Below are 16,018 nucleotides of genomic sequence, written 5' to 3' on the forward strand. Positions count from 1 at the left end.
AAACATCATGGAATCGTCTTGAAATCAGCATCCTGCACCGGCCTTCCGATAGAACGGAATTGCTGGTAGATTGCAGGCAGGTGTTCGGGCAGCACCCCTCCCCAATCAAAATCATGCTTGCTTGTTGCTTTTCCACCGCGTTCGAGCAGATACGGTCGCGATGGGATCTTGGTCGCGTAAGGGATGCGGGTATCGACAAAAACCGATCCACTGATCACGTTTCCCTTTGGTGCGCCTGGCTCATCATCAAGGATCCCGTATAACTCGGGATACCGACTACGATAGACCTCTGACCTGTATGGGATCTGCCCCAAGCGCGCAATGTAACGACTGTTTGCACGTTCAGGGCCTTGCCTTTCAAGTGCTACAAGGCCCCGCGCATCAAATGCAAGGCCTTCACGAACACGCGCAATAATATTTTCTTCGACCAAGTTGTCCCGCCCTCCGCCGATCAGGACTCCTCTGCGAACGTCCGCAATAAGATTGCGGCGCACCGTAATGCCGCTTGCCTGATCGTCAAGGTAGATTCCGTTGGCTCCATATATCCCCTCGCCTCCACCAATAGAGCGAATGACATTGTTCTCGATAATGGTACCTCGCGCTGTCCAGTCCTGACCAGTGTAAATCGCACCGGCGTCGTCGGTTTCGAGCACGAACCGTTGAATCAAGTTTCTCGAAATGACATGATCGTTTCCATGAAACACGATGGCTGCGTGCGGTCCGTCACTAAGCTCACAACCTTCGATACGATTTCCGACCCCGTTCAATGCGATTGCAGGCCTGTATGTCTTGTGTATAACGCCGACACGACTTATCTCTGAATTAAGAACACGAATATTTCCAGGCGTCAGTGAGTCTCTGCGCCCGCCGCTGACGGTAACCCCAGCACCTCCAATGTCACTGATCGATGATTGCCGCAGTACGATATCAAAGCCGCTCATCCTCACTGCATCACCACCAATATTCCAAACTTCAAGGCCTGAAAGGTCGATTTGTCGTGATGAGTCAACGACAATTCCGTGCCCTCTGAACATCGACACATTCAACCGTTGAACAACAACATTGGATACATCTCTGAGCAAGATTGCACCATCCGAAACAGCAATCTCGATATCATCGGTGAATCCGACCGAAGGTGGCTTCATCAACAATAAACCATTTTGATAGTCCAGGCTCCATTCGCCTGGACTGTCGATATCCGACACCGCATTCTCTATTCGAACTCTTTGACCGACTTTTGCTCCATACCGTGGCAGATGAGGCAGAAATGAATAACTGCCGTTGTCATTTGATCTTACAAGCAGTGACTCATCAGCCCAATTATGAAAGAGATACCCGTTAATGAAGACATGCTGCTGCCCCGAATAGCGGCTGGAATCCCGGTTTTCAAGCCAGACCTGCATCCCTTCATTCTGCCCATTTACTCTAGAGATTCTGGTAAATCCGCTATTTGGCCAGTGGGAACGCGGAAGACGATGAACGCCGGCATAGACCTCGATGTCTGGAAAACCCGATTTTCCGAACTGAATGACTGCAGGATCCGCTGGAACAGGAATACCGTAGTCACTCAGGGAGGCATAGTGCAGTAGTTCCAATCCTTCCCTGTTCAACTCCGCAGCAGAGCGCATCTCTACCTTAACGGAGCCCAGTAGAACGGTCCTACCGTCCGCAGCCCCTTCGATGATCAGCCTCTTCTTACCAGTCCCTATCGAATCCCTACTCAGGACTAGAGCCTGCCGCATCCTGAAGACACCTGCGGAGAACGAAACGCGTGTGTTTGCCAGCAACTCTCCATCCGTTCCACGGAATTCTTCGGAACGGAGCTTCGCAAGCAATCCTGATAGTCGAACACATCCTTCTTCTACTGCGACTTGCGCGTCAGGCACAACACAAAGCTGTCTCTCGGACGAAGCCGATGCAGGATGAGTGAAAAAGACAGTCACAGACAAGCACAACAGCACAATCAATCGGAAGGGCAGGCTGTCCATGCTAGTACCCCTCGAGGTTAACTTGAGTTAATGCAAAAAGCCGCCCCAGTCCCTTTGCGCTCTTTACCCAGTAACGTACAGCGCGATCAAGCCCCGTCAGCAGCCCTAATCCGCCAGCAATTGCATAGACAATCGATCCAAGTATCCCTTTAGCAACCTCAATGCACTTGCGCGTAAACGAGAACGCACGATACTTTCCTCTCCAGTAAACCGTAGACTGCCTAAATGAACGCTCGAGCATGAAAGACAATGCCTGACGCTCTTTCGGAACAATCTCGGACACCACCGCGAAATCCGCCCATCCCAATTTATAGCCTTGGGACTCCATCCATTGAAAAAAGTCGTGGTCTTCCCCGCCCGATTTAGCAAACCGGGGGTCGAATGGCAGTGGTACGCGACTCTTGATAACATCGGCTCGAACCATCGCATTACTCGTCCGACCGTCATCACTGCTGACTTGCGACCCGTCCGGGTACCTGCGTCGTTCGAAAAACCCTGACTTCCGCGTCCATTGCGGAGATCCGTCGGGAAATATCGGAAACACCGGCCCCATCACGGCATCAAAAGAATGATCACGAATCGTTCTGGTCAGATTTTCCAACCAGACATCCGATGCAGTCTCGTCGTCATCAATGAAAGCAAGAAACTCTCCTGTCGCATGATGCACTGTCGAGTTTCGTGCGAACGATATTCCCGGTTTTTTTTCCGTAAAGTATCGAAGCCGCAACTGCGGAACGCCCAAGGCGAAACGTTCAGCAATATGACGAGCGCTCTCTTGGCTATCGTTATCTACCACTACGACTTCAAAAGTGGACAAAGGCACCGTCTGCGCAACCAGGCTTTTCAGCAGCGCCTCCAATAGCGCCGGGCGCTTGTAAGTGCATACACATACGGTCACGACTGGAACTGAGGTATTCATTGTCATCTATCCCTCTTCGCATTGAAGTGCAGAAGCTTGCTTACGCACTTCGTCCGCACGGCGCCTAATCCATGTAGATCAACCTGTCCCAGCTGAATCTCGACAAACTCAAGCAGGCAGGTGCCTTACTTACCCACCTGCTCGAAGTAAGAACACCCAATCCAAGTCGAACGCCGTATTTCGGGCCTAATCGACTCTTCCAAGATCACTCAGGCAAGCTGTGTCTTCCGGAAGTCAGCATATGCTCGCTTCAAGCCCTGATCCATGCTTGTTCTAGCCCGCCAGCCAAGGGAATGAAGCTTAGTGACATCCATCAGTTTTCGCGGAGTCCCATCGGGCTTCGTGGCATCGAACTCCAACTTACCGTCGAATCCGACGGTATTTCCTATTAGACCAGCAAGGTCGCGGATACTCACATCCTCACCAACTCCTACGTTCAGCAGAGGAGGCTCGAACTTTCCGGATACGCTTTCATCGCTTCCAAGAAGCAGGTCATACTTCTCGTCTGGGAGGTTCATCACGAACACGCATGCATCAGCCATATCTTCGCTATATAGAAACTCGCGACGAGGTGAGCCTGTGCCCCACACTGTCACAGTGTCAGCCCCCGTCTGTAACGCTTGATCAAACTTGCGTATCAAGGCTGGAATCACGTGGCTGTTCTCAGGATGATAGTTATCACCTGGACCGTAGAGATTGGTTGGCATCACCGAAAGATATTTGGTTCCATACTGCCGGTTATAGCTCCAACACATTTCAATACCTGCAATTTTTGCAAGTGCATATGGTCGGTTGGTTGGCTCGAGAGGCCCTGTCAGCAGGTGCTCCTCCTTCATAGGCTGAGGGGCAAACTTGGGATAGATACAACTTGAACCAAGAAACAGTAGACGCTTGACCCCATTTTTCCAGGCGGAATGGATCACATTAGCCTGAATCATCAGATTTTCACGAATGAACTCTCCCGGGTATGTATTGTTGGCTACGATTCCTCCAACTTTCGCCGCGGCGAGAAACACGAACTCCGGCTTGTGCTCCGCAAAAAAACGCTCAGTTGCAGTTGCATCAGTGAGATCGAGTTCGGCATGAGTCCTGGTGAGCAGGTTCGTGTATCCCGCGTCACTCAGATTTCGATAAATCGCAGAGCCCACGAGGCCGCGATGACCTGCAACATAGATGACAGAATCCTTGGCAAGCATGACGCTTAACTCTCCACCGATACAGCAACGTCATGACCATGGAAACGCAGGAATGCGTGTCGCTTTGCAACCTTCAGATCCTCGGCCACCATTTCCTCGCACATCTGCTGCACCGTAATCTCGGGCACCCAACCGAGCCTTTCCTTTGCCTTTGCCGGATCACCCAGAAGCGTCTCCACCTCAGCAGGTCTGAAGTAACGGGGATCAACGCGAACGACGACGTCGCCGATCTTCAGCGCTGGAGCATCATCTCCAGTCACTCCAATAACCACAGCCCGCTCTTCAACGCCCTCGCCCTCAAACCGGAGTTCGATTCCAAGTTCTGCCGCGGACCAGCGAATGAAATCACGAACCGAATATTGAACGCCCGTCGCAATCACGAAGTCTTCCGCGGTATCCTGCTGCAACATCATCCACTGCATGCGGACGTAGTCCTTGGCATGCCCCCAATCGCGCAGCGCGTTGAGGTTTCCCATATAAAGACACTTTTCCAGGCCCTGCGCGATGTTCGCCAAACCACGGGTAATTTTCCGAGTTACGAAGGTTTCGCCACGCCGGGGGCTTTCATGATTGAAGAGGATTCCGTTGCATGCATACATTCCGTATGCTTCACGATAGTTAACCGTAATCCAGTAGGCATAGAGCTTGGCTACTGCATACGGACTTCTCGGGTAGAAAGGTGTTGTCTCTTTCTGGGGAATTTCCTGAACCAAACCATAGAGTTCTGACGTCGAAGCCTGATAGAACCTGGTTTTTTTCTCCAACCCAAGGAACCTGACTGCCTCGAGCAGACGCAATGTCCCCATTGCATCGACGTCAGCGGTGTACTCAGGCGACTCAAAACTGACCGCCACATGACTTTGAGCACCGAGGTTGTAGATCTCGTCGGGGCACACTTCCCGAATGATCCGGGTCAGATTTGATGAGTCGCTCAGATCACCGTAATGCAATACGAACCGTTGATTATCAATATGCGGATCTTCATAAAGGTGATCAACACGCTGGGTGTTGAACTGAGACGCACGGCGCTTGATACCATGCACCTCATAGCCTTTTTCCAGCAGAAGTTCAGCCAGATAGGAACCATCCTGTCCAGTAACCCCGGTAATCAACGCTCTCTTTGCCATAAACTATTTAACCCCAGATTGACTCAGTTCAAAATCCTGCCAAACGCTTCCGGTCTTTATCGGAAAGGCTTGACAGCAGCTCCCGCAAGAATTCATCTTGAATGGAAAAACCCTGCTTACTATCGCGATCAACAGTTGAAACTCTAAAAAGGAGGCCATCAGGTATCACTCCGTTGAATCCGTAGCGCATCTCCACCATCTTCTTTTCAATACCACTGGTAGGAACTTCGCCAGCCACCACATGCCAGTAAGTAACTGGTTCATAACGCCTTTCGGCAAGCGCGGTTTCAAGACGCTTTACTGGAACGCTCCCTTTGTCAAAAGCAAGCACGTCGTTCTTGAGTGACAAAAGCAGGAAGCCCTGAGCCGGGTAGCAAACCTCTGGCTTATGCGCCTGCATCGAGTCTCGTTGATCCTCGCCATAAGCGATGGAAAGCATCACTCTCCTGCCGTTCTCGTCCACGTAAGTCCTTGACAGGATCTGGCTGTACAACTGATCAAGCAAAGCCTGCTGCTGAGGATTGACGATGCCGGCGTTCTCCTGCTCATCGACTTTCCACTTTCCAAACTCCTTCGGAATTGACCCTTCAAGGTTTACCGTGCCAAGCACATCAGAAAGCCTTGCTGTTGGCGTCACCGCCGCAGTGACGAACACGGAAATGATCATCAACGCACTCGCCAGCAGCGCTTGAACCAATCGCCCCCTGTATCCGTTCGTTTCAGCGCTCATCTGTAGTCCCCTTTCTGGCCACACCAAATCTAAGCAGTGAATCCGCACCAATAATCAACAACAATGCACTCATGAACAGCACCATTCCGGAGAATCCGTGCAGAAATCCCTGGCCAGCTTCATCGCCCCAATGGTAAGTAATCAAGGTAAGTGTCATAACCCTTATCACATTGGCGGTAAAACTGATTGGCACAATCAGTATCGCCAGTGCAACGTTACGGAGCAAAGACGCATGACGGACCACATTCAAATAGAGTAAGCCGAGTGCTTCAAGGGTAAAAAGTGTATGAAGACCGGCACACGCATCAGCAACCAGTAATTGATACTGCCCGATCTGCAGAACAACTCCTGATCGAGCGATCGGATATCCGATCGCATATAGAACATGCTCAGCCACAATGCTGACCGCTATTTTCATCGGCGCCGTCAGGGTATCAACGATGACGCCAGGAAGAGGAATCATGAAGAGTGCAAAGAACAGCGCAAACGCGCAGATTCGCAGAGCCTGGACGCCACGCAACAATAGCAATGCGCCTGCGACCATCCATATGAGCGACCCAACTTCGAAAATCAGGACCCCCTGTGAACGGCCCACAACAAAAAATAGACTCCCCAACAGCATGACAGGCCAAGCTAGCCAAGGATTACCTTGCAATGGCAAAGCCAAGACGCTCGTCCACTTACGCCAGAGCAACCAGATGCTCAGCCCCAAGACAATCGGACCGTGGGCTTGTTCATCTGTGGCCCAGATTGTGCGAAACAACTCCATGAACGTAGGTACGTACATGAAGCATGCACCGCCAAACACGAGCAACCACGGGAGCAGTTCGCCTGCTCTCTGCGACGATACAGCGCTTTCCGAAACAGTCGACATTGAAGCACCTGACATAAAAATCCCGCTGAAACTCCGAATCTGACTTGCCTTGATTTTCTGCGATCTCATCCCAAGGGCTCCAGGTGAATCGCATGCTATGAAGCACTATTTTCTTTTCCGCACCCTAAAATTAGTATATAAAAAGCACCAATTAAAACGTTGTTAATCAGCCATCGTTCAGCACAGATCCAACAATACCAACACCCGTTTCCGATAGTTTCTCTACAAGAGCCCGCATATCGGAAACTCGACTTCTATTTTTACGCCCAACCAATAGTGCGCCTCCCGCACGAGAAGCTACGGCATAGCAGTCTGCGGCTTGATTTGCCGAAGGAGTGTCAATGATGACAACATCAAACGATTCGGAGTACTGCTCCAGCAACTGTGGCAGTATCTGGCGCTCAAGAAGCTCCTGAGGATTGGGTGGGATGGGACCCGAAGTCAGCACTGAAAGGCCAATCAGATCCGGAATCTTGACGATCGAGTCCGATTTACTTCTTCCGGAAAGCACGTTCGACAGCCCTACCTGATTCTCGAGACCGAACAGAACGTGTTGTGATGGCTGCCGGAGATCCGCATCAATCAGCAACGTCCGCTCTCCAAGCTGCGAAAAGATCACCGCCAGATTTGCAGCCAGCCACGATCTGCCAGCGTTATCCTCCGCACTGACTATCGCCAGCGATTTTCGACACATCCGGGCATCACCAAAACGGAGAATCAGTTGACTGCGCAAGGCACGGAGCGCCTCAACCTGAGGCGAAAATGGGTTGTACGCAGCGATCAACATCTCCGAAACGCGGCTCTCGCCACGCTGAAGATATGGGTAATCATACTGTCTAGACAATGCAAACTGTATATCCGAAAGCGTTGCAAGCCCAAGTTTTATCGCTGCATCTCCAAATCGCAGGTTCTCTTCCTGCTGCAATCGTGATACCCGCTCCACATCTTCAGCCTTGATCCTGCCAGACTGAACAAGAATCGTCCCAATGGAGCTCTCGTTTGATGCAAACTCATGGTTGCTCGGTGCATTCATCATGATTTCCTCAGGCAGTTGCCGATCGGCTAAAGAACCGCCCACCACGTCTCCCGGGGGCTGCAGGAACGACACCAAGCATCGGAACGTTCTTCAGTTGAAGCAGATCATCCTTTCCTCGAACACGACGATCGATCATTTCGAACACCAGCGCAGACGCAACACCAAGAAGCAAACCCAGAACGCAGCCAGCAATCAGATTCAGGGTCAGCCTCGGGCTTGACGGTGCCCCTGGCGCTACCGCAGGGGTCAAGACAACAACGTTGGTTTGCTGTGATTGACTCTCCAGGCTGGTCTGAGCCAGACGTTGAGTGACCAAATCGTAGGCACGCTGAGCGTTTTCCACGTCCCGGCGAAGGACCGCGACTTGGTCACGATGGGCTTTCATCTCAAGCACGCGGGCCTTCTGTATCTCCAGAGCTTCGGCAACTTCGGCCTCACGGGCTGCACTTATGCGGGTCGTCGTTCCCAGTGACGTCGCCACGCGCTGAGTTTCGGTCAAGATTCTTTGCTTCAATGACCCAATCTCCGCGTCGACACGCGCGACCTCAGGGTGATTGACTCCAAAACGCCCCTGCATCTGGGTACGTTGAGCCTCAAGGCGAGCAACCTGTGCCTTCAGGTCCGCAATGAAAGGATTGGACATAACTTCAGGAAGAGACTCCGCAGAACCAACTTGGCTATGACGGGAACGGCTGTCCGCGCGCTGCCCCTGAACCTGCACGAGTTGAGAACTTAAATCCGCCAAACGTGCGTTCTCAATGTCAAACCGTCCATCTCCAGCAATGATTCCATGTTCCTGCTCGTACTCGGAGAGTTTGCGTTGAGCGAGCTCAAGATCCTCCCGCAAACTCTTGGTCCTGTCGTTAAACCACTGGGCAAACTGCCGCGCCGGTTCCACCTTCAACTCAAGCGTGGTTTCGATATAGGCACGCGCATATGCATTCGCCACTGCAGCAGCGAAATTGGGATCGTTACCCGAAAAACTGAGCTTGAGTACGCTACTGTCCCGCGAGGGAAGTACCTCTAACTGCTGCTTCAAGATCGTGCCGATCCATGTCCTGATATCCCCATTTCCACCAGTAGCTTCCTGCCATTGATCCCTTAAAACAGGGACCTGGTCCAACTGAGTCAATGCGACAACACGTTGTGCCACGCGATCTGACGCAATGATGTCGATCTGGGTGGCGAGATATCCTGGCATCAGTTGCGAGGGCAGCACTGAACCCAAAATGGGATCTGCCGTCCGTCCGTCCAAAACCAGAGATGTGGACGCTGTGTATTTGCTGGGCATCAAAACACTTACCACCCCAGCAATCGCGACCATCCCGAGGAAGACCAGCACAACCACAAGATATCGCGCACGCAATGCGCAAAGAAACTGATTAAAGGTCATTGTCATTACTTGCCTCAATATCAGAACAAGCTTTCGCGCACGTGGATGACGTCGTCGGCCTGCAGCAGGTCGTCGAGCTTGGGTTCGAACACCTGCACGTTGCCTTCGGCATCGCGACGATGGATGCGCAGGCCGCGGGTTGTCCCGCGCAAAGTGGTGCCGCCGCCGGTGGCCAGGCCCTGCATGACGCTCATGCGGCGCTCCAGGCGAAAGGCGCCCGGGCGCTGCACTTCGCCGTAGATGTAGTACATGGGCGCACGCTGCACATAGATGATGTCGCCACCGGACAAGCGTAGGTCGTTGCTGAGATCGGCACTGGCAAACAGGGTGGGAACGTCGATTTCGCGGCGCACCTGCTTGCCTTCGCGCATGCCGATTAGCACCACGGTGTCTGCACCACTGGCAGCGATACCACCTGCAGTGGCAAGCATGTCGGTCAGGCGCAGGTTGGCGGTTTCCAGCGGGAAGCGGCCGGGGCGGTTGACCTGACCCAACACGGCAACCTGGTTACCGCGGATCTGCAAGGGCAGCACATTGACCTGGGGCTGCAGCACGAAGCCGCCATCGCGCAGACGGGCGGCGATGGTTTTTTCTGCCGTCAGGGTGCTTTGGCCACCGACCTGGATGGAGCCGATCAGCGGAAACGTCAGCGTGCCGCTTTCCGATACCCGGGTCTCGGTGGTGAGGTCGGGATTCTGGAAGACGGTGATGCGGACGATGTCACCGGGGCCAAGGACGTATTCGCGCTCATCTGCGGCATCGGCAGTGCTGCTGTAAATGCCGACGAGGGCCATGAGGAACACGGCGAAGATCAGGCGGACTGGAGTCGAGGTCATGGGTGTTTGGCTTGCCTTGCAGATAAAGAAATACAAAAAGCACGAGGCGGACCACCACAGCCCGCCATGGTGTTACTTGAGACCGGCCGCGCCTTTTTCGATGGCACTGCGCACGGCGTCGGCGTCAGCTGCTGGCACTGCAACCGGTGCTGACGCAGCGGGTACGGCCACAGGCGTTGCGGGTGCAGCAGGCGCCGCGGCGACCGGTGTTGAGGCCGGGGCGAAGTCGCCCATGTACTCGATGGTGGCAACGCCGCGCAGGCGTGCGACTTCAGCCTTGGCGAGTTCGGTACGGGTTTGGTTGAGCAGGTATTGCTCGATGAAGGGACGTGCCTTGGTGCGATCGATGGGTTCGTCGCGCACACCGGCCACGAACAGCAGCAGTGCCCCCGTTGGGGTGCGACTGACGGCGACCTGCCCGGGATTGAGCTGCGACAGGCCCTTGAGCATTTCCAGTGGCAGTTGCTCGGCCGGCTTGGTGCCGGCATTGGCGGTAAAGGGAATGTTCTGCTCGGTCAGCCAGGCGGCCAGTTGCTGCAGGTTGCCGGCGGCCTGAAGCTTTTCGCGCACCTCGTCGAAGCGTTCGGCCGGTATGCGGATGTTGAGCTCTTGCAGGTTGTAGATGCGGCGCCTGGAGAACAGGCCGGGGTTGTCGTCGTAGAAGGCGCTGATCTGTGCCTCGGACGGCCGGGCCGCCGTGCCCACGACTTGTTCGGCGTAGGCGCGAGCCAGGACTTCACGGCGGGCAAATTCAAGCGATTGCATGACCTTGGGGTCGCGGTCGAGCTTGCGGTCTTTGGCCTGTTGCACCATCAGTTCTTGATCGATAAGGCGTTCGAGCGCGGCGGTACTGGCCTGTTTGACTTGCTCAGCCGGCACATTGCCGGCACGGGCCAGCACGTCGTTGAGCTGATGAACGGAGATTTCTTCCTTATTGACCTTGACGGCGACCTGGGTGGCCGGTTTGGCGCCCCCTGTACCGGAGTCGGAGCCGCAGCCCACAAGTACGGCGGACAAAGTCAGGGCAAGAAGCGAGGCAACGGGCGTTGAACGAAACATGGACATCCCTTGAATTCAATAAAATCTACTTATGATTCAGCAAAACATCTTCGCCGATGGCATGACGAGCATAGCAAGTGACGGTGAAGCTCTGAAGACAACTTGTGTCCATGTTCTGAAAAACGATTTGTTCCGTACCGGATTACAGCAGCAAGGAACAGGCCAAGTACTACAGGAACAGCAAGTTACGCGAAAAGACTATGACTTAAGTATTATGAAAGAATGAAACATAACCTTAACCGGAGATAAATACTGCATCGCAACATAACAACATCGTCATTTTCCGTCAAGCCTTCAAGACTTCCGCCTCCAGACATACCGACCTTGCCAACCGCATGACAGCACGCACTATGAATGTGCGAAAAAACGCCTATTCGCACCATTCTTGTGCCTGATAACCTCCTGCCAACGCCTGATCAGAAGACAAAGGTTCCGCTAAGCCAGGCGGAGTCTGCCTCGTACTCGCGCGAGGCAATGTCGGAGTTTCTGCGTTGATGCTGCACCCCCAGCGACAGGCTGAGGGCGCGGATGGGCTGATAGCTGAGCGTCAGCCCGTAGCGGCGACTGGTGTCGTCCCGAACAGGCACCAGACCGTCGAAGCCCAGTTCGGGATCGCCGCCATAGTCGCGACTGCTGCGCTCGAGGAAGCCACCGAACGAAACCTTGTCGGTGACGGCCCAGCGCGGTGCAAGCCGCAGCACGCGGGTCACCGCATAGTTGGAGACGAGGTCTTCTTCGGCACCGATCTCGCGCCGCCACGACAGTTCGACCGAAGTCTTTGCTGTAGGCTGCCAGTTTGCAGCCAAACGGCCGGTGACACCGGTAAAGTCGCGCGAAGGCGCAAGATCGTAGCGCCGTTCGGTAAAGCCCACATCGCCGGATAGCCGAAGCGCGCCGGTCAAACGCCACTCGCCCGCGATGCGCCCGTCACGCTGAGTGTATTCGCGGATGGAGCCCGCCACCGCAGCACGATTGGGGTAGCGACCATCGGTCTGCCGTAGCGTGAACACTACTCGATTACCCGTCGCCGGCCGATAAGTAAGATTGGCACTGACCGCTTGCGAGTCGTTCTCGGATGCTGGTTTGGCGTTGTCCTGATAGCGGTTACGAACGCGGGACACTCCTAGTCCCACAGCCCAATCCGGATGCCACCAGTAGTTGGCACTGACAGCCGAGCGGGTCCGCAGACGAATGACTTGATCGGTACCCGCAACATCTTCAAAGCCCGCCAGGGATTCGGCATAGGCGTGACTGAAGGTGCCACTCCAGTGATTGCCCAGCCGCCAGTCCCATGCCAAGGACACATCTGGCGCGGTGTAGTCGAGATCATCGTGAACCGAGTAAGCCGCGTGCGAGAACCCAACATTGGCACGCAGCCCCTGACGGCTGTACTCGCGGTCGAAGCTCAGCCCCAGGCTGGTAACGCTGATAGTGTCGTCACGCCGGCCTTCTGGCGCCGAAACGCCGGAGGCCCGCCGGTAGAGGTTGTCTTCGTAAGACAGTGACTGCGACACCCTCCACTGAAGCGCATCCCCCTCGGCCGCGTGCAAGCCGCCAACTAGTGGCAACAGCAACAGCGGCAGACACCGGCGCGACAGAATGGATCGATTTATGCATGCGTTACGGCTCATATCACGGGATCGTAATCTGCGTTTGTGACAATGAGCGCATTGTGCACCGCTTCGACTCGTTTGCGCACCCAACTCGTGACTTTGTCATGCTTTGTTACTTGATCTTTTGAACCTTACGCGCCTAACTTGTATCGCGCCGCATCAAATGACTGTCGGATTTTTTTACACTCTTGGGTTTTCAGACCTTGGCAAAACCCTGTTGAGCACATAGGCATAATCAGGAAAGGCTTATAGGACAAGCTTCTCCGGTAAAGCCGGGAAAAATTGGCACGTTTCATGCTGGTTGCAACTAGGGTTGCTGGATGAAGCCGGGTCATCAGACTTTTGACAGCACGTCCATTTTGTAGTGTTCTGCCCTTTAACCCATCAGGAGATTTTATTCATGATGCTCAAGAAAACCGCTGTTGCCCTCGCACTGAGCGCTGGCCTGGTTGCTGCTGCTCATGCCGACGTCACGATTGTTGACGTTTCCCCCACGACGGTCTCCACCTTCTCGGACACCGTGCTGAAGGCTCCGGGCTTCTTCGCCGACATCTGGGCCTTTGACATCACGGTTCCGACCTACGGTTCGGGCTGGGCGGTGTCGCACACCATCGCCCCGCTGTTCTCGATCGAGAGCTTCACGGTGACCCTGACTGGCCCGGACGGCGTGATTCCGCTGACCACCTCCAGCACCTCGGCTGTGGGTGAAGGCCTGTTTACCCCGGGTTCGTGGTTCTTTACCGTCAGCGGCAAGGCCACTGGCACCATGGGCGGCGCTTACTCGTTTGCCGTGGTGACCCAACCGGTGCCGGAGCCCGAAACCTACGCCATGCTGCTGGCTGGCCTGGGCCTGGTGGGTGCCGTTGCCCGTCGTCGCATGAAGAATGCGGCGTAAGCAACAGCGTGTAGCAACGGCTGCCCGCATTGCTGGCTGCCGTCTGTAGCGCAGCGGCCCGCCTTGGCGGGCCGTTGATTTTTTTGTGACAGCACACATCTGAACGGCTGACGAACGCATCTGAGAATGACTGTCAGCAATGCCACCCAAATTGGGCGAGCGGAGACATAGCACGTCGGGTTATACTTTCAGCATTAATGCAGCGCATCATCGCATTTACCGACTAGAGACCCTCATACATGTTTGCCGCAATCGACCGCCAGAACGCCTTACGTAGAAGCAGCCTGTCGCTAAGCTCCGCGCTGGAAGCGTTTCTTGATCCGCTTGTGGTTGTCGCAGTACTGATGGCCTGCGCCAACTATTACGACGACCGAATGGGGCCGCACTACATCATCCTGTGTGCGCTGGCGTTTGCATTGACGTTTCCCGGCAATGTGGCCTTTCACGAAACGCCCCGCCGCGCGCTGCGCAAGCTGGTGACCAACTGGGTGCTGTTTGTGGCCATCATGGCTGCTTTTGGGGTGGTCACCCATTACATCTATTACTTTCCGCAGCAGGTGCTGGTGTCCTGGGCGGTTGCCACGCCGCTTGTCCATGTCACGCTGCACGTCTTGTTGCGCGCGACGCTGCCGCGCGTGATTTCGATGGGGCAGAACCAGCGTGTCGCGGTCGTCGCCGGCGTCAACGACATCGGCATCCGTCTGGCCCGCCAGTTTGCAGACAACCCTTACCTGGGCACCCGTGTTGTCGGATTTTTTGACGATCGTGCGCCCGAGCGCCTGCAGACGACCGACGTGGCACCGATGCGGGGTCGAATGTCCGAGTTGGCGGCTTTCGTCAAGCAACACCATGTCGAAGCCATCTACCTGGCCCTGCCGATGGCAACCCAGCCACGCATCCTGAGCCTGCTGGACGAGTTGAAGGACACCACTGCGTCGATCTTTTTTGTGCCGGATATTTTCGTTACCGACCTGATCCAGGGACGTCTGGACGATGTGGGCGGCATGCCCGTGGTGGCGGTGTGCGAAACCCCCTTTACCGGCTTTAGCGGCATTGCCAAGCGGGCGTCGGACATCGTGCTGTCCACGCTGATCCTGATCATGCTGACGCCGATCATGCTGGGCCTTGCCATTGGGGTGAAGCGCTCGTCCCCAGGGCCGATCATTTTCAAGCAGCGACGTTACGGCCTGGATGGCAAGGAGATCCTGGTCTATAAGTTCCGCTCGATGACCACCACAGACAACGGCGCCGTGGTGAAGCAGGCCACCAAAAACGACCAGCGGATCACGCCGTTTGGCGCCTTCATCCGTCGCACCTCGCTGGACGAGTTGCCGCAGTTCATCAACGTGCTGCAGGGGCGCATGAGTATCGTTGGCCCCCGCCCACATGCGGTTGCGCACAACGAGACCTACCGCAAGCTGATCAAGGGTTACATGGTGCGGCACAAGGTCAAGCCGGGTATTACCGGCTGGGCCCAGGTCAATGGCTACCGTGGCGAGACCGAAACGGTAGACAAGATGGAAAAACGTATCGAGTACGACCTGGAATACCTGCGCAACTGGTCCTTGAGCCTGGATCTGTGGATCATCATCAAGACTGCACTGCTGGTCGTGAAGGATCGCAACGCGTACTGATCAGGTCATCGAAAACGGGATTGCACCGTCGTGCGTACACAACGCCCTCTGCTTGAGGGCGTTGTCGTTTGTACAGCTACAATGAGTAAACAGGAGGCGGATGATGAGCGTTGAGTGGTGGTACTGGCTGGTGGGCGGTATTGGGCTGATCTTGCTCGAGTTGGCGATCCCGGCTTTTTACGTGATCTGGTTTGGCTTTGGTGCGCTGCTGATCAGCGCATTGGCATTGCTGGCGCCCGGCTTGTCGCTGCCCGCTCAGATTGTGCTGTGGATGCTCGCATCGATTGGTATGACGGCCTTGTGGTTCAAGGTGTTCAAACGCACCGCACAGGGCACCCTGATTGGCACGGCGGACGGCGACGTGATTGGTGAGGCGGGCTTGCTGGTGCAGGCGGTGGCACCGTTTCAGCGCGGTAAGGTTCGATTTCAGCGCCCGATACTGGGTTCGGAGGAATGGGCCTGCACCGCCGACGTCGAGATTGCTGCAGGCAGTCGGGTGAAACTGGTGTCGGTTGAGGGCAGTTTTGTGAAGGTTGTGGCGGCTTAGGTCGGCGGGGTTGTCACCCCGCCCTACCGCGGTGGTTGTGCGGATCGTAGATACTGTTATTCAGGTCAAGCGTTATGAAGCTGCGGATTGAATGGTTTGCCGGACTTGAGCACCCCGAAGGCCACATGGATGAGCTTTCGCATCATGGCGCCGATCATGACCATGGGCGGC

General features: G+C 55.0%; 14 protein-coding genes. 3 read left to right on the plus strand and 11 right to left on the minus strand.

The annotated features are described in order from the left end of the window. Positions 1 to 5: 5 nt before the first annotated feature. The 11 genes from DNK49_RS21605 to epsL form a co-directional block, all read right to left on the minus strand. Entirely contained in the window at positions 6 to 1,988 is a 1,983-nt protein-coding gene (locus tag DNK49_RS21605; RefSeq protein ID WP_110529826.1) for a right-handed parallel beta-helix repeat-containing protein, read from the minus strand. A 1-nt stretch (position 1,989) separates the two neighbouring features. Continuing rightward, positions 1,990 to 2,913, minus strand: coding sequence for a glycosyltransferase family 2 protein (locus DNK49_RS21610; protein WP_110529828.1), 924 nt, complete (start codon positions 2,911 to 2,913; stop codon positions 1,990 to 1,992). Positions 2,914 to 3,116: 203 nt separating this feature from the next. After that, positions 3,117 to 4,103 (minus strand): GDP-L-fucose synthase family protein, encoded by a 987-nt coding sequence (locus tag DNK49_RS21615; protein WP_110529831.1) that lies wholly within the window; start codon positions 4,101 to 4,103, stop codon positions 3,117 to 3,119. A 5-nt stretch (positions 4,104 to 4,108) separates the two neighbouring features. Continuing rightward, the gene (gmd, locus tag DNK49_RS21620; RefSeq protein WP_110529834.1) at positions 4,109 to 5,230 is read right to left on the minus strand and encodes a GDP-mannose 4,6-dehydratase; all 1,122 of its coding nucleotides are present in this window, start codon (positions 5,228 to 5,230) and stop codon (positions 4,109 to 4,111) included. 28 nt (positions 5,231 to 5,258) lie between these two features. After that, complete coding sequence (epsI, locus tag DNK49_RS21625; RefSeq protein ID WP_110529837.1) at positions 5,259 to 5,960, minus strand: exosortase-associated protein EpsI, B-type; 702 nt, start codon at positions 5,958 to 5,960, stop codon at positions 5,259 to 5,261. After that, positions 5,950 to 6,903, minus strand: a complete 954-nt coding sequence (gene xrtB, locus DNK49_RS21630; protein WP_207807075.1) for an exosortase B — start codon at positions 6,901 to 6,903, stop codon at positions 5,950 to 5,952. The genes epsI and xrtB overlap by 11 nt, the downstream gene beginning before the upstream one ends. 97 nt (positions 6,904 to 7,000) lie before the next feature. After that, positions 7,001 to 7,912, minus strand: coding sequence for a chain length determinant protein tyrosine kinase EpsG (gene epsG, locus DNK49_RS21635; RefSeq protein WP_243632473.1), 912 nt, complete (start codon positions 7,910 to 7,912; stop codon positions 7,001 to 7,003). Further along, positions 7,878 to 9,269, minus strand: coding sequence for a chain length determinant protein EpsF (epsF, locus tag DNK49_RS21640; RefSeq protein ID WP_207807076.1), 1,392 nt, complete (start codon positions 9,267 to 9,269; stop codon positions 7,878 to 7,880). The genes epsG and epsF overlap by 35 nt, the downstream gene beginning before the upstream one ends. Before the next feature lie 14 nt (positions 9,270 to 9,283). Further along, the gene (epsE, locus tag DNK49_RS21645; protein ID WP_110529842.1) at positions 9,284 to 10,099 is read right to left on the minus strand and encodes a polysaccharide export protein EpsE; all 816 of its coding nucleotides are present in this window, start codon (positions 10,097 to 10,099) and stop codon (positions 9,284 to 9,286) included. Between the two features lie 72 nt (positions 10,100 to 10,171). After that, positions 10,172 to 11,158 (minus strand): EpsD family peptidyl-prolyl cis-trans isomerase, encoded by a 987-nt coding sequence (locus DNK49_RS21650; protein WP_110529868.1) that lies wholly within the window; start codon positions 11,156 to 11,158, stop codon positions 10,172 to 10,174. Positions 11,159 to 11,574: 416 nt separating this feature from the next. Beyond that, positions 11,575 to 12,732, minus strand: coding sequence for an XrtB/PEP-CTERM-associated polysaccharide biosynthesis outer membrane protein EpsL (epsL, locus tag DNK49_RS21660; protein ID WP_243632474.1), 1,158 nt, complete (start codon positions 12,730 to 12,732; stop codon positions 11,575 to 11,577). A 439-nt stretch (positions 12,733 to 13,171) separates the two neighbouring features. Here epsL and DNK49_RS21665 point away from each other — a divergent pair, with 439 nt between their 5' ends. From DNK49_RS21665 to DNK49_RS21675, 3 genes are all read left to right on the plus strand, one after another. Further along, the gene (locus DNK49_RS21665; protein ID WP_110529850.1) at positions 13,172 to 13,666 is read left to right on the plus strand and encodes an FxDxF family PEP-CTERM protein; all 495 of its coding nucleotides are present in this window, start codon (positions 13,172 to 13,174) and stop codon (positions 13,664 to 13,666) included. Positions 13,667 to 13,905: 239 nt separating this feature from the next. Further along, positions 13,906 to 15,300 carry an undecaprenyl-phosphate glucose phosphotransferase gene (locus tag DNK49_RS21670; RefSeq protein ID WP_110529852.1) on the plus strand — a complete coding sequence of 465 codons (1,395 nt, stop codon included), beginning with the start codon at positions 13,906 to 13,908 and terminating at the stop codon, positions 15,298 to 15,300. Positions 15,301 to 15,403: 103 nt separating this feature from the next. Further along, positions 15,404 to 15,847, plus strand: coding sequence for an NfeD family protein (locus DNK49_RS21675; RefSeq protein ID WP_110529855.1), 444 nt, complete (start codon positions 15,404 to 15,406; stop codon positions 15,845 to 15,847). The last annotated feature ends 171 nt before the right edge of the window (positions 15,848 to 16,018 follow it).

Source organism: Parazoarcus communis SWub3 = DSM 12120 (genome assembly GCF_003226565.1).
Taxonomy (GTDB): Bacteria; Pseudomonadota; Gammaproteobacteria; order Burkholderiales; family Rhodocyclaceae; genus Parazoarcus; species Parazoarcus communis.